Genomic DNA, 20,095 nt, shown 5'->3' with positions numbered 1-20,095 from the left:
GTGCTGTCGGGGCGCAAAGGGCTCCTCCGGTTCGGGGTACGGCTACGGGCTCAGGTCCGGGTATGGAACACCCGGACATAGGGAGTGTAGGTCATTGTTACCTATGCTCACAATGAGGAATGTCCTGATAGCCTGGAGCCATGGATGCCCCCGCCGACCAGGCCGCCGAGGAGAGCACGTCACCAGGGGCGGCACGCCCTGCGCACACCGGGGAGGACGGCTGTACGGACGAGGGGACCGACCGGCGTGCCGCGTCCCGGATCGCCGGGCGGGCGGACGCGGCCGCCCAGGGGGCCGGGCGGGGCGTCGACGAGACCACCGGCCGGCTCGCCGACCAGCTTCTGACGCTGAGCCGGTGGCTGCACCGCTCGCAGCGGCGGCTGATGGAACCGCTGGGCATCACCCCGGCCCAGGCGAGGCTGCTGCGCGCCCTCGCGCACTGCGAGGCCCCGCCCCGGATGGCCGACCTCGCCCGGCTGCTCGACGTGGTGCCGCGCGCGGTCACCACGCTCGTGGACGCGCTGGAGGAGAGGGAGCTGGTGCGCAGGGTGCCCGATCCGCACAACCGGCGGGTGATCAGGATCGAGCTGCGGGAGGACGGGGCGCAGGCGCTGTCCGCGCTGCGCGGGGTGCGCCGGGCCGCGGCCGCCGAGCTGCTGGCACCGCTGGACGAGACACAGCGGGCCGCCCTGTCGGCGCTGCTGGACACGCTCGGCGAGGGCCAGCCGGCGGCGCACAAGGGGCACAGAGGGCACAGGGAGTAGGGAGTAGGGGCGCGGACGCGGGTGCGGCGCGCCACTCACCCGTGCGGCGCGCCGTTCACCAGGGGGAGGCTACTTCGTGATGTCGACCGCGCCCTCGCCCTCGGTGCTCCCCTCGCTGCTGCCGCCCTGAGCCGGCACGGTCGGGGTGAGCACCGCGGTGCAGGCGCTGCACCGCTTGGCCGCGGCCGGGATGGCCGTCAGGCACTCCGGGCACTCGCGGGTCGGCGCGGCCGTCGCCTTCGGGAAGAACTTCTCCTGCATGCGGTTCATCGGCAGCACGACCAGGAAGTAGATCACCGCCGCCACGATCACGAAGCTGATCGCCGCGTTGATGAACACGCCGTACGGGAAGGTGACGCCGGAGGCATGGAAGCTGCGGTGGCTGAAATCACCGGTCGCACCGCTCACCAGGCCGACGATCGGGGTCAGGAACGCCCCGACGAAACCGTTCACCAGCGCCGTGAACGCCGCACCGACGACGATGCCGACCGCCAGGTCGACGACGTTGCCGCGCAGCAGGAATGCCCGAAAGCCCTTCATGTGGGGGGTCTCCTCTTGAACCAGGATGTGGAGCCACACAGTGTGCCGTTTCCCGCCACGCGGCCGCAAAATCGGGTGTGGTCAAGGTCACCCGCACGGGTGACCCGCGGCCGGCGAAAACCATTTGACCTGGTGGCCCGCCCGCAGCGAGTCTTGCACGGCCCCCGACGGCTTCCGCCCGATTGCGGGGGATCGTCCGGAACGCCGCGCGGGCCCGTACGACTTCCGTACGACTCCCGCTCCGCCCGGGTCGCAGCCGCGTCCGGGCGCCGACTCCTGCCCGCACGCCACGCCTCCACCTCAGGACACCATGCCGTCCCTCAGCGCTCTCCCCTTCGCCGACCCCGGTCGGCCCGACACCCGTTCCGGCCGCCGGCTCCTGATCTGGCTGGAGTGGGGCCAGTGGCGCGGCCAGGCCGCCGCCGCCGCGTGGGGCACCCTCCACATGGCGTCGGTGGCGTGCTTCCCCGCCGTCGTGGGGGTGGCCGTGCAGGCCGTGGTGGACCGTTCGGGCACCCGGCTGGTGCTGGCCGGCGCCGTGCTGCTCGTGCTCGGCCTGCTCACCGCGCTCGGCGACACGATGCTGCACCGCACCGCGGTCACCAACTGGATCAGCGCCGCCACGAAGGTGCAGCAGCTCCTCGCGGCCAAGGCCGTCGAGCTGGGCGCGGTCCTGACCCGGCGGGTCGCGGCCGGCGAGGTGGTCGCGGTCAGCACCGGCGACGTCGAGAAGATCGGCTGGTTCGTCGAGGCACTGGCGCGCTTCACCTCGGCGCTGCTGGCCACCGTCGGCGTCGCCGTGGCGCTGCTCGTCTACGAACCGAGGCTCGGCGTCGTGGTCGCCGCGTCCGTGCCGGTGCTGGCGCTGTCCGTGCTGCCGCTGCTGCCCGCGGCCACCCGCCGTGCCGACCTCCAGCGGGAGAAGGGCGGCCGGGCGACGGAGCTGGCGGCCGACACCGTGGCGGGGCTGCGGGTGCTGCGCGGGATCGGTGGCGAGGAGCTGTTCCTCGACCGCTACCGCCGGGTGTCCCAGGAGGTACGCCGGGCGGCCGTGCACAGCGCCCGGATGTGGGCCACCATCGCGGCCGTCCAGGTCGCGCTGCCGGGCCTGCTGCTGGTCGGCGTCGCCTGGTACGGGGCACGGCTCGCGCTGGACGGGCGGATCTCGGTCGGCGAGCTGGTCACGGTCTACGGCTCGGTGTCGTTCCTGATGTTCCCGTTGCAGAACTTCGAGGAGATCGCCATGGCGTGGTCGTTCTCCCGGCCGTCGGCGAAGCGTGCCGCGCGGGTGCTGGCGCTGCGGCGCGGCGACGTCGAGGGGACGGCGGTTGGCGGCGCGGCCGGGGCCGGGGCGGCTGGCGCGGCCGGGGCCGGAGCGGACGGCGCGGCGGCGGCCGGCTCCTCCGGCCCGCAGGAGGGCACCGGGGACCCGGGCCGACCGGCCGGGGAGACGGACCCGGGCGCGCTGTCGGGCGACCTCTACGACCCGGCCACCGGTCTGCTGGCGTCGTCGGGGCTGCTCACGGCGGTGGTGTGCGGGGACCCGGACGCCGCGGGGCGGCTCGCCGACCGGCTGGGCGGGCACAGCCCCGTCGGCGTGGCGGGGGAGCCCTCGGTGCTGCTGGGCGGCAGGGCGCTGGACGCCGTACCGCTCGCGGCGGCCCGTTCGGCGGTGCTGGTCCACGACAAGGACCCGGTGCTGCTGTCCGGCACCCTGGCCGAACTGCTCGACGTGCCCGCCTCGGGCCGCGTGGCCGCGCCGGCCGCGCTGGACGCCGCGCAGTGCGGCGACGTGCTCGACGCGCTGGTGCGCTCCCTGGCCGGTGCCGACGCGGGCTCCCGGGACGCGATGCGGGCCCGGATCATCGAGCGCGGCCGGTCGCTGTCCGGCGGGCAGCGGCAGCGGCTCGCGCTGGCCCGCTCGCTGGTGGCGGACCCCGAGGTGCTGGTGCTCGACGAGCCGACGTCGGCGGTCGACGCGCACACCGAGGCGCGGATCGCGCGCGGTCTGCGGGAGGTCCGCGCCGGCCGCACCACCGTGGTGTTCACGTCGAGCCCGCTGGTGCTCGACCGCGCCGACCGGGTGGTGTTCGTGCACGACGGTGCCGCGCTGGCCGCCGGCAGCCACCACGACCTGCTGCGCAGCACCCCGCTGTACCGGTCCGTGGTCACGCGCGAGGGCGACGTCCAGGAGGACGGCGTCCAGGGGAACAAAGCCGCGGCGGACCCCGCGGGAGCGGGCGGACCGGGCGGTGGCAGCGGCGCAACCGGCGCGGTCGACGCCCATGGCGACATGTCGATGGAGGAGGAGTCCGCATGATCGGCGTACGACCGCCGGAGCACGACCCGTCGGCGCCGGTCGCGGACAACGTCACACTGCCGGTCGGCTCACCGGCCACGGTACGCGGCTATGTCCGGGAGCTGGCCCGCCGGCACCGCGGCGCTTTCGCGCTGCTGCTCGGCGTCAACACCGTCGCGGTCGTGGCGTCGATGGTCGGTCCGTTCCTGCTGGGCGACCTGGTGCAGGACCTGGCGGACGGTCGCCGCGACATCCACCTGACGCGTACCGTCTGCCTGTTCCTGGCCGCGCTGGCCGTGCAGGCGTGCTTCGTGCGGCTGGTACGGCTGCGCGGGGCGGTGCTGGGCGAGCGGATGCTCGCCGACCTGCGCGAGGACTTCCTGGTACGGGCGGTCTCGCTGCCGCCGGGGGTGCTGGAGCGGGCCGGCACCGGGGACCTGCTGTCGCGGATCACCACCGACGTGGACCGGCTCTCGGAGGCGATGCGCGAGGCGGTGCCGCAGCTCGCGATCGCCGTGGTGTGGGCGCTGCTGCTGATCGGCGCGCTGGCGGTGACCGCTCCGCCGCTGGCGCTGGCCGTGCTGGTGGCGCTGCCGCTGCTGGTCGCGGGCTGCCGCTGGTACTTCCGGCGGGCACCGCGGGCCTACCGCGCGGAGGTGGCGAGCTACGCGGCCGTCGCCGCCGCGCTCGCCGAGACCGTGGACGCCGGCCGCACCATCGAGGCGCACGGCCTGGGCGAGCGTCGCGAGGAGCTGTCCCGCACCCGGCTGCGCACCTGGATCGACTGGAGCCGCTACACGCTGTGGCTGCGCAGCGTGCTCTTCCCCGCGATCACGATGACGCACGTCCTCATCCTCACCTCGGTGCTGATGATCGGCGGCGGCTTCGCGCTGCACGGCTGGCTCGCGGTGGGCGCGCTGACCACGGGGGCGATGTACGCGCAGATGCTGGTCGACCCGATCGGCCTGATGCTGCGCTGGTACGACGAGTTGCAGACCGCGCAGGCGTCGCTGGCCCGGCTGGTCGGGGTGCGCGAGGTCGCGGTCGAGGAGGGCGACGGGGAGCTGGCGCCGGAGGGCCGGACCATGACGGCGGACCAGGTGCGCTTCGGCTACACCGAAGGCACCGATGTGCTGCACGACGTCTCGCTCGACGTGCCGCCCGGCACCCGGCTGGCCCTGGTCGGCCCGTCGGGCGCGGGCAAGTCCACGCTCGGCCGGCTGCTGGCCGGGCTGTACGCGCCGCGCACCGGCGAGGTGACCCTCGGAGGTGCCGCGCTGGCCCGGATGCCGGCCGAGCGCGTCCGGGAGCACGTCGCCCTCGTCAACCAGGAGCACCACGTCTTCGTCGGCACCCTGCGCGACAACCTGCGGCTGGCCCGGCCGGCCGCCGGCGACGGGGAGCTGTGGGAGGCGCTGGCCGCCGTGGACGCGCAGGAGTGGGCGCGAGCGCTCCAGGACGGCCTGGACACCGAGGTGGGCTCCGGCGGCGCCACGCTGACCCCGGCGCAGGCCCAGCAACTGGCCCTCGCCCGCCTGGTGCTGGCCGACCCGCACACCCTGGTGCTCGACGAGGCGACCTCCCTGCTCGATCCGCGCGCCGCCCGGCACCTCGAACGCTCGCTGTCGAAGGTGCTGGACGGCCGGACCGTGGTGGCCATCGCCCACCGCCTGCACACCGCGCACGACGCGGACGTGATCGCGGTGGTCGAGGAGGGCCGGATCAGCGAGCTGGGCAGCCACCACCAGTTGGTGGAGGCCGAGGGGGCGTACGCGGCGCTGTGGCGGTCCTGGCACGGGTGAGGCGGGTGTTTCCGCGCTCGTCCCGCCTTGCCCCGGCGCACCTCACCTGTGCACACCTCACCTCGGCGCACCTCGGCTCCGGGCAGCTCGCCTCTGAACACCTCGCCCCTGGGCGCCTCGGCTCGGCCCGGTTCGCCTCAGCCCGGCTCAGCGCACCTCAGCTCACCCGGATGACGGTCTTGCCCCGCAGGCCGCCCGCGATCGGGACGTCCCCGGTGAGGGCCCGCGGGGTGTCCTGGAGCGGGACCTCGGCGCCGATGACGGGCCGCAGGGCGCCCGAGGCGGCGAGCTCCGCCAGTTCGGCGAGCCGTTCCGGCTTGCGGTCGAGGCGGTAGTGGGCGGCGCGGATCCGGCGGTCGGCCAGGAGGCGGTCGTCGAGCCCGAATGCCGTCGAGAGCAGGGCGCCGCCCTCTCGTACGGAGGCCGCCACGCCGCCGGTGAGCGCGCGGTCGCCGACGGCGTCGAGGACCGCGTCCACGCCGCCGGGCGCGAGATCGCGCAGCGCCTGGTCGAGGGGCTGCGCGCCGCCGGTGACGACCGCGTCGGCGCCGAGGTCCCGCAGCCGGTCGGCCGTGTCGCCGGAGCGGCCGGTGGCGGTCGCGAGCACGCGGATGCCGCGGGCCGCGGCGGCCTGCACAGCGAACGTCCCGACCCCTCCCGTGGCGCCGATGACCAGCAGGGTGCCGCCCGCGGGGACCCGCGCGTGGTCGAGGACGCCGAGCGCGGTCATGCCGGCGGTCGGCAGGGCGGCGGCCACCCGGCCGGGCAGCTCGTCCGGGACGACGGCGAGCGCGCCGAGCGCGGGGGCCGCCTGCACCACGCAGACGTCCGCGAAGGTGCCGAACTGGTAGGGGCTGCCCCAGAACTGGCCGAAGACGCGCTCGCCGACCCGGAACCCGGTGACGCCGTCGCCGACCGCGATGACCGTGCCCGCGCCGTCCATGCCGAGGGTGAGCGGGAAGCGGTACGTTCCGAGCTCCGCGAGCGCCCCCGAGGCGACGGCCAGGTCCAGCGGGTTGGTCGCCGCGGCCTCGACGGCGATCCGCACCTGGCCGCCGCCCGGCTCGGGTTCGGGCATCTCCCTGAGTTCCGGGGTGTCGCCGAACCGCTCGATGCCGACCGCGCGCATGGTCCTCGCTCCGTTCCGTCTGGTCCTGGTCCTGTTCCGCCGCAGGCCATCGCCACCTTCCGCGCCCCGCGGCACCTCCAGTCTGGAGGCGCGCGGGGAGCGGGAGAACGACCGTCCCGGCATCGACTGTGAACGAGAAGGCAACAATCCCCTGTCCGATCAGGTCATCATGTGTCCCATGGCCGTGGAATCCCGACCCCTGCGCTACTTCGTCGCCGTGGCGGAGCAGCGCAACTTCACCCGCGCCGCGGAGCGGCTGGGGATCGCCGCCCCCGCGCCGTCCCGGGCGATCCGCAACCTGGAGGCCGAACTCGGGGTGCGACTGTTCGAGCGCTCCACCCGGGTCGTGGAACTGACCGTGCCGGGCGAGGTGCTGCTCGCCCAGGTGCGGCCCGCCCTGGAGTCGCTCGACGCGGCCACCCGTCGTACCGTCCGGGCCTCGGCGCCGGACCGCCGCCTGGTGCTCGCCGTGAAGGCCGACGCCGACGGCGGGCTGCTGGAGCACGTCCTCGCCGCGGTCGCCGAGGAACCCGACGCCGAACCCGTCTCCGTGCGGCTGTGCGGGTGGCGGGAGCACGCGCGGCTGCTGCGGACCGGCGAGGCCGACGCCGCCCTGATGTTCCAGCCCTACGACCCGGGCGGCATCGACGCGGACGTCGTCGCCCTCGAACCCCGTGTCGCGGCGCTGCCCGCCGGCCATCCGCTCGCCGGCGCCGCCACCGTCCGGCCGTCCGACCTCGGCATCAACGCCGACGAGATCGACGACCGGGCCGAGCGCGACATCGGCGCGCACGGCGTGCACGACCTCGCGCAACTGCTGGCGCTGGTGGGCCTCGGCGCCACCGCGACCGTCCTGCCCCGGTCGGTCGCGGCGCGCTACCCGCGCCGGGCCGTCGCCTACGTCCCCCTCGCGGACTGCCGGCCGGCGGTCCTCGTCATCGCCTGGCCGGAGCACTCCCACAGCCTGGGCGTGGCCGCGCTGGTGCGGGCGGCGGCCGCCGCCGCGGACGCCCGGGGGATGGGCGCTTCCCGCCCGTCCCCTACCCCCGCCCCGCCGGCGCCAGCCCCCGCAGTGTCCACCCGCGGCCGCGGGGGTCGAGCGGGCGGGTGGCGGCCGTGAAGACCTCAGCGGCCCGCCGATAGGACAGCCGCCCCCGACCGGTCGCGAACAGCGGCCCGTCGAGTCGGCCGAGGGTGAGCAGCGGCAGCAGCGCGGCGGCGCCGTCGCCCCAGTGCAGTGGGGCGCGTCCCCGGGTGCGGCGGCCGGCCAGGTCCAAGTCGTCGATGTCGAGGGCGAGGACGCGGTCGATGGTCGCCCCGCTCTCGTGCAGCAGGTGCCAGAGGGCCTTCTCCCGCAGGGGGACGGGGAGACCGAGTACGGCCCGGGTCTGCTGGGCGTCGAGCCGCGGTCCGGGCGGCCGGGCGGCCGATGCCGGCAGCCGGTTCACCCCGGCGATCGGGTCCGTCTCCAACCACCCCTGCCCACGCCACCAGTTCAGCGCGGCCGCGAGGATCGACAGCTCGCGGTTGGCGGTGCGGGCGCCTACCGCGTCGGCCCGCCGAACGAAGGCGTCCCGCAGTCTCCGGCCGGTGTGCGGGGCGTCGAGCAGGGCGAGCGGCACGGCCGGCGGCACAGCGCCCCGCCGCTCCTCCCCCACCGGCGGTGCCTTGTCCACCAGCGGCCAGGCCCAGGTGGTGAGGGCGATCCGGTAGACACGGCGCGATCCGGCTCCCAGCGGCGCGGCCGCGACGAACCGCTCCACCGCCACCGCGTACTCGACGGGTCGACTCATCCCACCCTCCCCGAGATCACCGCAGTAAACACCATCCGGCCCGTCCCGATACGAGCATAACTTGACCCCTCTCGACTCAGGTTTTTTCGGCGCCCTGTCTGGCGTGTCGTCGGCCGGGACCCGCACGCTGCGCGCATGCCCCTCCCTTCCGGCCTCTGCGCCCTCCGCGCCCAGGACTTCCGCCGCTTCTTCATCGGTTACGCCACCTCGCTGCTCGGTTCCTCGACCGCATCCGTCGCGCTCGCCTTCGCGATCCTCACGACCGGCGGCGGAGGCACGGAACTCGGCTTCGTGCTCACCGCCCGGATCGTGCCGCTCGTCCTGGTCCTGCTCGCCGGCGGTGTCGTCGCGGACCGGCTCGGCAGCCGGCAGGTGATGCTGACAGCCGACACGGTTCGCTGCCTCACGCAGGGCGCCCTCGCCCTCCTGCTGCTCGGGGCGAAGCCGCCGCTCTGGGCGCTGGTCGCACTCGTCGCCCTGTGGGGCGCGGCCGAAGCGCTCTTCACCCCCGCGCTCAACGCCCTCATCCCGCGCCTCGCCCCCGACGCGGCGCTCTCGGACGCCAACGCCCTGCTGGGCATGGCCGCTTCGGCGACCTCGATCGCGGGCCCGGCGCTCGCCGGCGTCCTGACCGCCGTCAGCGGTGCGTCCAGCGTGCTCGCGCTCGACGCGGCCAGCTACGGCGTGAGCGTGGTGGCGCTCCTGCTGCTGCCGCGTACGGTCCGTTCCGCCGCACCCGCCTCGTCCTTCGCGGCGGACCTGAGGAGCGGTTGGGACGCGTTCCGCTCCCGCACCTGGCTGTGGGTCACCACGGCGCACGTGGGCCTGATGAACCTCTTCGTCTGGGCACCGTTCCTGGTCCTGGGTCCCGTGGTCGCCCAACGCCGGCTCGGCGGTTCGGCGGCGTGGGGGCTGGTGATGGCCGGCTACGGTGCCGGCGCGGTGGCGGGCGGCCTCGCACTGCTCGGGCGCCGCCCGCACCGCCCCCTTCTCGTGGGGACGGCGGCCTCGCTCGGCTGGTCGCTGCCTCCCGCCACGCTCGCCGCCGGACTGCCCCTCGCCTGGGTCTGCGCCGCGGCCTTCGCGGGCGGCGTGGGCTCGGCGTTGTGCACCACGCTGTACACCGCCGGCGTGCAGCGCGAGGTGCCGCCGGACGTCCTCGCCCGGGTGAGCGCCTACGGCTCCTTCGGTGCCTTCGTCCTCGGCCCCGTCGGGCTGGCCGCGGCCGGCCCCGTCTCGGTGCTCGCCGGCACGTCCCGCGTGCTCGGCTTCGGCCTGGTGTGGCAGGTCTCGGCGGTGGCCAGCGTGCTCACCCTCCCGGCGATACGCGCCGCCCGCCCGCGCCGGGCGGTGGGACCGCAGCCCGGCGACCGTGGTCCGGCCGAGCCAGCGGGGGGCGGCGGGGCGGTCAGCCGAAGAACCCGAGGGCGCCGACGGCGCAGGCTCCACCCGCGACGAAGAACACCGGCGTGAGCACCTTGATCTCCACCCAGCTACCGGCGCGGAAACGCATGAACTTCGGCGGGCCCAGCGGGTGCCAGCGGCGGCGGCCGACGGGTATCGGCCACAGGATGGGGCACCCGGAGACCGTGATGGCGTCGCCGACGCAGTGCACCAGGGCGCCGAGCACGATCGGCATACCGATCCACATGTAGTGCAGGCCGGGATCGGTGAACAGCCATGCCTTGCCCTGGCCCGGGTCGTCGAGCACGCCGGCGAGCATCCAGGCGCTGGTCGCGCCGAGCAGCCACACCAGGATGTGGCTGGAGGTGCGGGCCTGCCGCCACAGCAGGCCGTCCACGGCGAGCACCATGTGCACGAAGAGGATGCCCAGCACCGCCCATCGACCGCCGTAGACGGCCAGCGCCGAGAAGCCGACGCCGAGGAAGACCGCCCACAGCCAGGTGTGGGTCAGGGTGCGGTGGCCGCCTGCGCGGCGGCTGTCCCCGCTCATCCGGGTCGCCTTGTACGTGGCGTGGGAGAGCGCGTCGATGATCTTGCACGCCAGGTGGGACAACGGGCCGAAGGCGCGGGAGATCGTCGCGGCCTGATGGTCCAGGTCGGGCGCGAGCGCCGCGCCCGAGCAGATCAGCGCACCGACCACGAGGGTCGGCCACGGCATCGGATCGCCGAGGCCGGCCGCGATGGCGCCGGTCGCCAACCAGGCCGCCGCTCCCGACAGCGAGTGAGCTGGTCCCATCATGGTGCCGCGGTACCCCCGATTCGGCCGCCCGCAGGCGGAGTTGACGTGTGGTCGACGCCACACACTACCGGTGGTGATCATCGGCTTCGCCGCCGGTTCCGCCCTCGGCCGCTCGGACGGGCAAGATGGAGGGGTGACCCTTATCGATCAGCTCCCTTCCGACGCCGACCCCGATGCCCTCTTCGAAGCGTTCTCGACGTGGGCCGAAGGGCAGGGCATCGCCCTCTACCCGGCCCAGGAGGAGGCGCTGATCGAGGTGGTCTCGGGCGCGAACGTGATCCTGTCCACCCCCACCGGTTCGGGAAAGAGCCTGGTGGCGGCGGGTGCCCACTTCGCGGCGCTCGCCCGCGACGAGGTCACCTTCTACACCGCGCCGATCAAGGCGCTGGTGTCGGAGAAGTTCTTCGACCTGTGCAAGATGTTCGGTACCGAGAACGTCGGCATGCTGACCGGCGACGCCTCGGTCAACCCGGACGCGCCGGTGATCTGCTGCACCGCCGAGGTGCTGGCCTCGATCGCGTTGCGCGACGGGCGGAACGCCGACGTGGGCCAGGTCGTCATGGACGAGTTCCACTTCTACGCCGAGCCGGACCGCGGCTGGGCCTGGCAGATCCCGCTGCTCGAACTGCCGCAGGCGCAGTTCGTGCTGATGTCGGCCACGCTCGGCGACGTGTCGCGGTTCGAGGAGGACCTGACCCGGCGTACCGGGCGGCCCACCGCGGTGGTCCGGTCCGCGACCCGGCCGGTGCCGTTGAGCTACGAGTACCGCACCACGCCGCTGACCGAGACCCTCACCGAACTGCTGGAGACCCGCCAGTCGCCGGTGTACATCGTGCACTTCACGCAGGCGGCCGCGGTGGAGCGGGCGCAGGCGCTGATGAGCATCAACATGTGCACGCGGGCGGAGAAGGACGCCATCGCGGAGCTGATCGGCAACTTCCGCTTCACCACCGCCTTCGGCCGCAACCTCTCCCGCTACGTGCGGCACGGCATCGGGGTGCACCACGCGGGGATGCTGCCGAAGTACCGCCGGCTGGTGGAGAAGCTGGCGCAGGCCGGCCTGCTGAAGGTGATCTGCGGTACCGACACCCTCGGGGTCGGCGTCAACGTCCCCATCCGCACGGTGCTGTTCACCGCCCTGACGAAGTACGACGGGCAGCGGGTGCGGGTGCTGCGGGCCCGGGAGTTCCACCAGATCGCCGGGCGCGCCGGGCGGGCCGGCTTCGACACCGCCGGGTTCGTGGTGGCGCAGGCCCCCGAGTACGTGATCGAGAACGAGAAGGCGCTCGCCAAGGCCGGCGACGACCCGAAGAAGCGCCGCAAGGTGGTGCGCAAGAAGGCACCCGAGGGCTTCGTCGGCTGGGGGCAGAACACCTTCGAGAAGCTGATCGCGTCCGAGCCGGAGGCGCTGACCTCCCGCTTCCGGGTCACCCACGCGATGCTGCTGTCGGTGATCGCCCGGCCGGGCAACGCCTTCGAGGCGATGCGCCGGCTGCTGGAGGACAACCACGAGGACCGCAGGTCCCAGCTCCGCCACATCCGGCGGGCCATCGCGATCTACCGCTCGCTGCTGGACGGCGGCGTGGTGGAACGGCTGGCCGAGCCGGACGCCGAGGGCAGGATCGTCCGGCTCACCGTCGACCTCCAGCAGGACTTCGCGCTCAACCAGCCGCTGTCCACCTTCGCGCTGGCCTCGTTCGAACTCCTCGACCCCGACTCCCCGTCCTACGCGCTCGACATGGTCTCCGTGGTGGAGTCCACCCTCGACGACCCCCGCCAGATCCTCGCCGCCCAGCAGAACAAGGCACGCGGCGAGGCGATCGGGGAGATGAAGGCCGACGGGGTCGAGTACGAGGAGCGGATGGAGCGGATCCAGGACGTCGCCTACCCCAAGCCGCTGGAGGAACTGCTGCTGCACGCCTACGGCGTGTACCGCAAGAGCCACCCCTGGGTCGGCGATCACCCGCTGTCGCCGAAGTCGGTGATCCGCGACATGTACGAGCGCGCCATGACCTTCTCCGAGTTCGTCTCCCACTACGAGCTGGCCAGGACCGAGGGGATCGTACTGCGCTACCTCGCCGGTGCGTACAAGGCGCTGGACCACACCGTGCCCGACGACCTGAAGTCGGAGGACTTCCAGGACCTGACCGCCTGGCTCGGGGAGTTGGTGCGGCAGGTCGACTCCAGCCTGCTGGACGAGTGGGAGCAACTGGCCAACCCCGATGAGGAGAGCGCCGAGGAGGCCGCCGAGCGCGCCGACCAGGTCAAGCCGGTCACCGCCAACGCGCGCGCCTTCCGGGTGCTGGTCCGCAACGCCCTCTTCCGCAGGGTCGAGCTGGCCGCCCTGGAGAAGTACGACGAGCTGGGCGCGCTGGACGCCGACTCCGGGTGGGACGCGGACGCCTGGGCCGACGCCATGGACGCCTACTGGGACGAGTACGACGACCTCGGCACCGGACCGGACGCCCGCGGCCCGAAGCTGCTGCTCATCGAGGAGCAGCCGGAGCACGGCCTGTGGCGGGTCCGCCAGACCTTCGCCGACCCGGGCGGCGATCACGGCTGGGGCATTTCCGCCGAGGTGGACCTGGCGGCCTCCGACGAGGAGGCCCGCGCGGTGCTCCGGGTCACCGACGTCGGCGAGTTGTGAGGGACACCCGGCAGCCGGCCGAACGGGCAGCCGGCCGCGGGTGCGCCCGCCGGCCGGTGCCGGCGTCCCAGCCGCCGCAGCAGGCCGCGCAGTCCGGGCCGCCCGTCGTGCGGTTCCCCCGCCGCCCACGCCGGCTCCGCGGCCTCCGCCACCGACCATGCCACCTCGGTCGGCTCGGGCGGCTCGGGCGACGAGGCTGACGAGGCCGCCCCCGGACTGCGGTCGGTGGCGGCCCCCACGGCCGCCCCCGGGGCCGGGCGCACCCGCCGGGCCCGGCCGAGCGCGTCGGCGAGCGCCACGAGGGCCGGCGCGATCTCGTCAGGGCGGTCGGCCGTGGTGATCGCCCTGATCTGCTCGGGAGTGGCCAGACCGGGGCGGCCGGGCGGCAGCGACGCGCGCAGCGTGCGCAGGTACGCGCGCTCGCAGGGGTCCGGAACCGCGCTGTCGACCAACTCCGGCCCGAGCAGCGCCGACCAGACGGCCGCCTCGTCCCACGCGTCGAAGGCGTCGCGCAGGAGTTGTGCGACGCGGCGGGAACGCCAGCCGCGGGCCCGCTCGTCCTCGCCTTCGGCCACCGCCGTCCGGAGACCTTCGGGCAGCGGCCCCGCAGCAGTGCCGGACTCTGCTCGGCGAGCAGGGAGAGATCCTGGGCGAGGTACATCCACACCAGTGCCCGGTACCGGTTCACGTACCAGCGGACCGGGCTGATGTGGCCGGCTCTGGCCAACCGGACGAACCGCTCCCTCCCCACGCCGAGTTCCCTGGCCGCCTCGGTGCTGCCGACGAGCCGGACCCGGTCGAGCAGCGGACGCGGGTGGCCCTCCTCGGCTACGAGGCGGTCCACCTCGTCCGCCCTGACCTTCCACCGGTACGGGCCGCACCCGACCGTGGGCAGCTCGCCGACCTGGACGGCGAGGTCGAACGCGTCGTAGTCAAGGCCCAACGCGTCCCTCGCCCGCGCGAGCGTCATCAACGAGCCGTCCCCCGCCGGCGGCCCCTCCACGGCGGGCCGGGCGCGCGTCGCGCGCACCACCTCGCCCGTCCGCCCAGCCCGCTCCTGCCGCCGCTGCTCCTGCGCCACACCCATGTCCATCACCTTCCGCGAAGCTCGATCACTGACAGTGACCAAGCTAGCGCGGATCGCAGATCCCCCGCGGAGAGCCTGTGGACAACTCCGGAAACGACGGGAGAAGCGCAGGTCGGACGAGGTTCAGCGCGCGCGGTCCGGGCGTGCGCGGTTCAGGCGTCGCCGTTGAGGGTTCGCCGTTCAGGCGTCGCCGTTCAGGCGTGCGCGGTGCCGGACTGCCGCGGGGCCACCGCGAGGTGCTCGCCGACCCGGCGCACCAGCCGCGTCATCTCGTAGGCGACCTGGCCGATGTCCGCGTCCATCCCGCTGAGCACGGACAGACAACTGCCGTCCCCCGCCGCGGTGACGAAGAGGAAGCCCTCCTCGAACTCGATCATGGTCTGCCGCACCCCGCCGGTGCCGAACTGCCGGCCGGCCCCCTTGGCGAGACTGTGGAATCCCGACGAGACGGCGGCCAGGTGCTCGGCGGTCGGCCGGTCGAGGTCACCGCTGGCCCCCGTGACCAGGCCGTCGTTAGACAGCACGAGCGCGTGCTGCACGTGCGGCACCCGCTTGGTCAGGTCATCGAGCAGCCATGCGAGCCCGTTGCCCACCGTCATCGCCTACCTCCCGTCTCCGCTGCGCTACGCAGCCTGGTACGCCCCGCGCGCGAGGGCAAGCCCCTCTTGGTACGGACCGCGCTCGGACGGCCGTTCGCAGCGCCCCGGAGGGCGGGAATCAGCCACCGCGCGGGGCGTACATGATCACGCCGACGCCCACGAGGCACACCCCCGCGCCGATCACGTCGAAGCGGTCCGGCCGGTACCCGTCGAGGATCATGCCCCACACCAGCGATCCCGCGACGAACACCCCGCCGTACGCCGCCAGAATCCGTCCAAAGTCGGAGCTCGGCTGGAGCGTGGCGACGAATCCGTAGCAGCCGAGGGAGCCGACACCCGCGGCGATCCAGCCGATTCCGCGGTGTTCGCGCAAGCCCTGCCAGACCAGCCACGCGCCGCCGATCTCCAGGACCGCGGCGAGCAGGAACAGGGCGACCGAACGCAGCGTGATCATGCGACCATGATGCATGGCCGGAACCGAGCGCGGACGGGACAGGGTGCGGGGCTTCTTCGCGACGCGGGCCGCGGGCTGGGAGGGGCGCTTCCCCGACGACGGCCCGGCGTTCGCGGCCGCCGTCGCCGAACTGGGGCTGCGCGAGGGCGACACCGTACTGGACGCCGGATGCGGCACCGCGCGTGCGCTGCCGCGGTTGAGGGACGCGGTGGGCCCCGGGGGCCTCGTCCTGGGGGTGGACCTGACCCCCGAGATGCTGCGGGAGGCGGTCGCGCTCGGCCGCGGGGGACACGGCTCCCTGGTCGAGGCGGACTGCGCCCGACTGCCCCTGGCTTCGGGCGTACTCGACGCCGTGCTCGCGTCGGGCCTCGTGCACCATCTGCCCGATCCTGCCGCCGGCCTGCGCGAACTCGCCCGCGTCACCAGGTCCGGCGGGCGCCTCGCGCTCTTCCACCCCTGTGGCCGTGCCGTGCTCGCCGCGCGCCACGGGCACGCGCTGTCACCCGACGACATGCGCGCGCAACCCCGGCTCGGCCGCCTGCTCGACGGCAGCGGATGGGAGTTGGCGCTCCTCGACGACGGCGACGCGCGCTACCTGGCGCTTGCGGTCAGGAAGCCCTGAACGGGCCACCGGAAGGCCGTGGGGCGGTGGAGCGGCGGTCCCGGCCCTGCGGTCCGGCTCGGCGGACCGGGTCCGCCCGCGCGCGTCCCCCGGAGGGCGCCTGCCCCGGAGCGGGCCGCGCGGGACCGGTCCGCCTCGTGCACGGATTCCTCACGTCCCCGCCCTCGACGCGGAGGTTACCCGCTGGTTAGGGTGCGGCGGACCGGGCGGCGACAAGGAGGTAGGGATGGGCGGCAACCCGCAGGACGCGCCCGGGGAGGACGCGCTCCTCGTGCTGACGGCGGCGATGCTGACGCCGGCCGGGTTCCCCGGCGTGTTGGGCGACGACTATCCCGCGGCCTGCGCGCGGCTCGGGCTGGAACCGCTGTCCGGCGGCTACGGCCTGGTGTTCGGGCAGGACGCCGCCGGGGCGCGCTGGACGGTGGCGACCACCGATGCCGCCATGGTCGCGTGCGCGCTGGCCGCCTGGGACTGCGGGCTGACGTACGAACTGGCGCCGGACGAGAGCACCATGATCGCGTCCCTGCCGGGCTGGCCGGTTCCGGTGGCGGTCTCGGCTCCCGACGTCCCCGAACCCCACGACCCCGACGAGACGGCGGGCTGCGGCCCTGTCCTCACCCCGCCGGACACGTCCGTGTGGGGGCCGCAGCAACGGCGTCTGGGCGCCGACGAGATAGCGGTCCGGTGGATGGAGTGGCGCGACCAGATCGGCCCCGCCACGGCAGGCACCGCGGACGGAGGCGACGCCGCGGACCCGGTCGGCGGAACGGACCCGGCAGGCGGAACGGACCCGGCGGGCGGCGCCGGCACCCCCGAGGGCGGCCGGGCGGCCGCGCTCCCCGTCATCTCGCACGACGGGGTCCGCCGCGCCCTGGAGAGCGCCGAGGCATACACCCGTGAACCCCCGCCGCCGGGCCGGGTCCGCACCGCGTACGGGGCGGTACGCGCCGACGGTCCCGGGTGGAGCCTGGTGGCCAGGACCGACGACATGGCGTTCGTGCTCCTCGACGAGGCGCCCGGCGAGGTCCTGCCGGTGGGGCGCGGCCCGGCCCTGCCGTCGCTGCTCGAAGCGCTCGGCCGGCTCGCCCGACCCGAGGTCAGCCCGGCTTCCTGACCTCCCCGGCACCGGGCGCGGTCCGCGCGGTGTCGGCGGCCACCGCGTCCGCGGCCTTGCGTGCGGCGACCAGCACGGGGTCCCAGACCGGGGAGAACGGCGGGGCGTAGCCGAGGTCGAGGTCGACCATCTGCCCGACGGTCATCCCCGCGGTGAGCGCGACGGCACCGATGTCCACGCGCTTGGCGGCGCCCTCCCGGCCGACTATCTGCAGGCCGAGCAGCCGGCCGGTGCCGCGTTCGGCGAGCACCTTGACGGTCATCGGGGCCGCCTGCGGGTAGTAGCCGGCCCGGCTGGTGGACTCGATGACCGCGCTGACGAAGTCGAGGCCGGCGGCCCTGGCCTGCGACTCCTTGAGGCCGGTACGGGCGATCTCCACGTCGCAGACCTTGCTGACGGCGGTGCCGACCACGCCGGGGAAGGTGGCGTAGCCGCCGCCGACGTTGGTGCCGATGATCCGGCCGTGCTTGTTGGCATGGGTGCCCAGCGCGATGTGCTGCAAGGCGCGGGAGACGAGGTTGAGGACCTCGACGCAGTCACCGCCGGCCCAGATCCGCTCGGTGCCGCGCACCCGCATCGAGCGGTCGGTGAGCAGCCCGCCGTGCGTGCCGAGCGGCAGTCCGGCGTCGTGGGCGAGGTCGGTGTTCGGGCGGACGCCCAGGCCGAGGACGACCAGGTCGGCGGGGTGTTCCGCGTCGTCGGTGGCGACCGCGCGGGCGCGCCCTTCGGAGTCGGTGAGCACCTCGCGGGCGGCCGCGCCGGAGACCACGGTGACGCCGAGGCCCTCGAGCGCCTCGCGCACCAGGTGTCCCATGTCGGGGTCCAGGGTGGTCATCGGCTGCGGGTTGCGGTCGACCAGCGTGACGTCCAGGCCGTGCCGGAGCATCGCCTCGGCCATCTCCACGCCGATGTAGCCGCCGCCGACCACCACGGCCCGCCGCACGCCCGCACGGTCCAGGCCGCGCAGGACGGCCTCGCCGTCGTCCAGCGTCTGCACCCCGAAGACCCCGGGCGCGTCGATACCGGGGATCCGCGGGCGTACCGGCACCGCGCCGGTGGCGATCACCAGGTGGTCGTAGCCGGTCCACTCTTCGCGGCCGTCGGGATCGCGGGCGAGGACGCGGCCGGCGTCGCGGTCGATCCGCGTCACCTCGGTGCCCAGGCGCACGTCGATGCCGCGGTCGCGGTGCTCGGCGGCGGTGCGGGCGATGAGCGCGTCGGGGCCGCCGGTGTCCCCGGCGATCCAGTACGGGATGCCGCAGGCACTGTAGGAGACGTGCCGGCCACGCTCGAAGGCGACGATCTCCAGGTCGTCGGCGGGCCGTCGGCGCCGGGCCTGGGAAGCCGCGGACATGCCGGCGGCGTCGCCGCCGACGACCACGAGGCGCTCGGTCATGGGGCGGGAGGCGCCTCTCGTGCGGGGTCGTCGGCGGCTCGTTCGGGACGCTCGGCGCCGCGGGGCGCCGCGCCTCCACCGGCGGCGAGCCGGGCCCTGGCCTCCATGAGGGCGAAGCCGAGCAGGTTCAGGCCGCGCCAGGCGTCGGGCCGCTCGGCCCGGTCGTCGTCGGCGGCCAGGCCGATGCCCCAGATCCGGTCCCGCGGGCTGGCCTCGACCAGCACCCGCCGCCCGGTACCGAGCAGATAGGCGCGCAGGTCCGGGGCCTGCGCGAACTTGTGCACGCTGCCCGCGACGACCAGGCCGACCCGCTCGCGCTCCCACACGGCCTCGTCGAAGCCCCGCACGCCGCGGCCCACGGCCTTCGCCGTCTTGGGATGGCCGGCGGCCACGGCGCGGCGCGCGGCGTCCTCGTCGCCGAACAGCCGGGCCTTGCCCGCCATCATCCAGTGCTCGGCGGTGGCGTAGGTGACGCCGTCGACGGTGAAGGGGGCGGGCCACCACTGGCTGAGGCAGCCGGCGCCGACGCTGCCGTCGCGCTGGGGGCGGTGGCCCCAGAAGTGCAGGTACTTCACGCGGGTGCCGGAGGCCGCGAGCGCGGCGAGTTCCGGGACGGAGCGCACGGAGGCGGCGTCCCGGGGGGCCTCGGCGGGCGGCGGAGCGGCTGCGGAGGTGCCGGCCGTCACGGGCGGTTCACACCCTTTCCAGGGGGAGGTGCGGGGCGGCGGGCAGTTCGACGGAGATCGGGTCGCCCGGCCGGACGGTGCCGCCTTCGACCACGACGCCCATGACGCCTGCCTTGCGGACGATCGAGCCCGTCTCGTCCCGGCCGACGACATGTTTGAGCAGGCCGCCGCGGAAGGCGTCGATCTGGCGACAGGGGTTGCGCAGGCCGGTCACCTCGACCAGTGCGCTCGGGCCGACCCGCAGCCGGGTGCCGGTGGGCAGGTCCAGGAGGGCGAGGCCGCTGGTGGTGATGTTCTCGCCGAGGTCGCCGGGAGCGATGGTGTACCCGGCCTCGCGCAGTTCCGCGAAGAGCTCGGCGTGGATCAGGTGGACCTGCCGCAGATTGGGCCGGGTGGGGTCCTGGGCCACCCGGGACCGGTGCTGGACGGTGACGCCGAGGTGCGCGTCGCCCTCGACACCGAGGCCGGCGAGCAGCCGGACACGGTCCTGGTTGGCCTTGCTGAACCGGTGGGTCGCGTCGCGACTGACCGCAACGACGGAACCGCTGAGCATGGGGTGTCCCCTCGATCGGATTCCCTGACCCGACGCTTCACCCTATCGAGGGGAGCCCGGGCTCAGCGACCGATTTGCCGGCGGGACACGCGGCGCAGCCGGCGCCGCTGGGAGGAGTCGAGGGTGAAGTACGCGACCGCCGGCACGCCGATCACGACCAGGAAGAACAACCACAGGGGGATCCAGGCGAGCAGGATCAGCCCCACCACCACGCCACCGATGGCGACCTTCGTGCGATTCGTCATGATCCCCGCCTCCGTCTCACGGCGGCCCGCGCCGCGTCCTCACCGTACCTGTCCTGTGAAACGCGCCGCGAGCCGTCGTGGTTCCCTCGGGCCCGCGACGCAAGGCCCGGCGGGTAAAAACCGGGCAAGGCATCGCGGGCGCCGCTCAGGCGTCCAGGGGAC

The 20,095-nt window shown here is 74.6% G+C and carries 18 protein-coding genes and 1 pseudogene; 8 read left to right on the top strand and 11 right to left on the bottom strand.

All coding sequences use genetic code 11. The annotated features are described in order from the left end of the window. Positions 1-260: 260 nt before the first annotated feature. On the top strand, positions 261-764 hold the full coding sequence (locus tag RVR_RS32805; protein WP_237405451.1) for a MarR family winged helix-turn-helix transcriptional regulator: 504 nt from the start codon (positions 261-263) through the stop codon (positions 762-764). 69 nt (positions 765-833) lie between these two features. Here RVR_RS32805 and mscL read toward each other — a convergent pair whose 3' ends face one another. Continuing rightward, positions 834-1,304: a large conductance mechanosensitive channel protein MscL gene (gene mscL / locus RVR_RS32800; protein ID WP_202237554.1), complete on the bottom strand. Its 471-nt coding sequence runs from the start codon at positions 1,302-1,304 to the stop codon at positions 834-836. Between the two features lie 310 nt (positions 1,305-1,614). Between mscL and RVR_RS32795 the strand changes: the two genes are divergently transcribed. Beyond that, the gene (locus RVR_RS32795; RefSeq protein WP_202237553.1) at positions 1,615-3,624 is read left to right on the top strand and encodes an ABC transporter transmembrane domain-containing protein; all 2,010 of its coding nucleotides are present in this window, start codon (positions 1,615-1,617) and stop codon (positions 3,622-3,624) included. Further along, a complete protein-coding gene (locus tag RVR_RS32790; protein ID WP_202237552.1) occupies positions 3,621-5,405 on the top strand; it encodes an ABC transporter ATP-binding protein in 1,785 nt (594 codons plus the stop codon). The genes RVR_RS32795 and RVR_RS32790 overlap by 4 nt, the downstream gene beginning before the upstream one ends. A 157-nt stretch (positions 5,406-5,562) precedes the next feature. Here the strand turns inward: RVR_RS32790 and RVR_RS32785 are convergent, their stop codons facing one another. Then, positions 5,563-6,534: an NADP-dependent oxidoreductase gene (locus RVR_RS32785; protein ID WP_202237551.1), complete on the bottom strand. Its 972-nt coding sequence runs from the start codon at positions 6,532-6,534 to the stop codon at positions 5,563-5,565. A 178-nt stretch (positions 6,535-6,712) separates the two neighbouring features. Between RVR_RS32785 and RVR_RS32780 the strand changes: the two genes are divergently transcribed. After that, a complete protein-coding gene (locus RVR_RS32780; RefSeq protein WP_346731490.1) occupies positions 6,713-7,654 on the top strand; it encodes a LysR family transcriptional regulator in 942 nt (313 codons plus the stop codon). On the opposite strand, the gene RVR_RS32775 is transcribed toward RVR_RS32780, so the two are convergent. Continuing rightward, positions 7,575-8,327, bottom strand: coding sequence for a hypothetical protein (locus RVR_RS32775; protein ID WP_202237550.1), 753 nt, complete (start codon positions 8,325-8,327; stop codon positions 7,575-7,577). The two genes, RVR_RS32780 and RVR_RS32775, sit on opposite strands and share 80 nt — an antisense overlap. A 135-nt stretch (positions 8,328-8,462) precedes the next feature. On the opposite strand from RVR_RS32775, the gene RVR_RS32770 reads away from it, so the two are divergent. Next, a complete protein-coding gene (locus RVR_RS32770) occupies positions 8,463-9,800 on the top strand; it encodes an MFS transporter (protein ID WP_202237549.1) in 1,338 nt (445 codons plus the stop codon). On the opposite strand, the gene RVR_RS32765 is transcribed toward RVR_RS32770, so the two are convergent. Beyond that, a complete protein-coding gene (locus RVR_RS32765) occupies positions 9,736-10,530 on the bottom strand; it encodes a metal-dependent hydrolase (RefSeq protein ID WP_202237548.1) in 795 nt (264 codons plus the stop codon). The two genes, RVR_RS32770 and RVR_RS32765, sit on opposite strands and share 65 nt — an antisense overlap. 133 nt (positions 10,531-10,663) lie before the next feature. On the opposite strand from RVR_RS32765, the gene RVR_RS32760 reads away from it, so the two are divergent. Beyond that, positions 10,664-13,177, top strand: coding sequence for a DEAD/DEAH box helicase (locus RVR_RS32760; protein WP_202237547.1), 2,514 nt, complete (start codon positions 10,664-10,666; stop codon positions 13,175-13,177). Here the strand turns inward: RVR_RS32760 and RVR_RS38155 are convergent. From RVR_RS38155 to RVR_RS32745, 3 genes and pseudogenes are all read right to left on the bottom strand, one after another. Further along, a pseudogene (locus tag RVR_RS38155) lies at positions 13,084-14,147 on the bottom strand (DUF6397 family protein). The gene RVR_RS32760 and the pseudogene RVR_RS38155 sit on opposite strands and share 94 nt — an antisense overlap. Before the next feature lie 311 nt (positions 14,148-14,458). Continuing rightward, the gene (locus tag RVR_RS32750; protein WP_202237545.1) at positions 14,459-14,863 is read right to left on the bottom strand and encodes a roadblock/LC7 domain-containing protein; all 405 of its coding nucleotides are present in this window, start codon (positions 14,861-14,863) and stop codon (positions 14,459-14,461) included. A 118-nt stretch (positions 14,864-14,981) separates the two neighbouring features. Beyond that, entirely contained in the window at positions 14,982-15,317 is a 336-nt protein-coding gene (locus tag RVR_RS32745) for a YnfA family protein (protein WP_202237544.1), read from the bottom strand. 13 nt (positions 15,318-15,330) lie between these two features. On the opposite strand from RVR_RS32745, the gene RVR_RS32740 reads away from it, so the two are divergent. Both RVR_RS32740 and RVR_RS32735 read left to right on the top strand, forming a co-directional pair. Next, the gene (locus RVR_RS32740; protein WP_202237543.1) at positions 15,331-15,939 is read left to right on the top strand and encodes a class I SAM-dependent methyltransferase; all 609 of its coding nucleotides are present in this window, start codon (positions 15,331-15,333) and stop codon (positions 15,937-15,939) included. Between the two features lie 226 nt (positions 15,940-16,165). Continuing rightward, entirely contained in the window at positions 16,166-17,053 is an 888-nt protein-coding gene (locus RVR_RS32735; RefSeq protein ID WP_202237542.1) for a hypothetical protein, read from the top strand. Here RVR_RS32735 and RVR_RS32730 read toward each other — a convergent pair. From RVR_RS32730 to RVR_RS32715, 4 genes are all read right to left on the bottom strand, one after another. Next, positions 17,037-18,449: an FAD-dependent oxidoreductase gene (locus tag RVR_RS32730; RefSeq protein ID WP_202237541.1), complete on the bottom strand. Its 1,413-nt coding sequence runs from the start codon at positions 18,447-18,449 to the stop codon at positions 17,037-17,039. The genes RVR_RS32735 and RVR_RS32730 overlap by 17 nt on opposite strands. Beyond that, entirely contained in the window at positions 18,446-19,072 is a 627-nt protein-coding gene (ybiA, locus tag RVR_RS32725) for a riboflavin biosynthesis intermediates N-glycosidase (protein WP_202239520.1), read from the bottom strand. The genes RVR_RS32730 and ybiA overlap by 4 nt, the downstream gene beginning before the upstream one ends. Before the next feature lie 70 nt (positions 19,073-19,142). Continuing rightward, positions 19,143-19,688, bottom strand: coding sequence for an MOSC domain-containing protein (locus RVR_RS32720; protein ID WP_202237540.1), 546 nt, complete (start codon positions 19,686-19,688; stop codon positions 19,143-19,145). Positions 19,689-19,750: 62 nt separating this feature from the next. Further along, positions 19,751-19,933, bottom strand: coding sequence for a hypothetical protein (locus RVR_RS32715; protein ID WP_202237539.1), 183 nt, complete (start codon positions 19,931-19,933; stop codon positions 19,751-19,753). Between the last annotated feature and the right edge of the window lie 162 nt (positions 19,934-20,095).

It is taken from the genome of Streptomyces sp. SN-593, assembly GCF_016756395.1.
Lineage (GTDB): Bacteria > Actinomycetota > Actinomycetes > Streptomycetales > Streptomycetaceae > Actinacidiphila > Actinacidiphila reveromycinica.
Note: the sequence above shows the minus strand (reverse complement) of the source record. Positions and strands in the feature narration are given on the sequence as shown.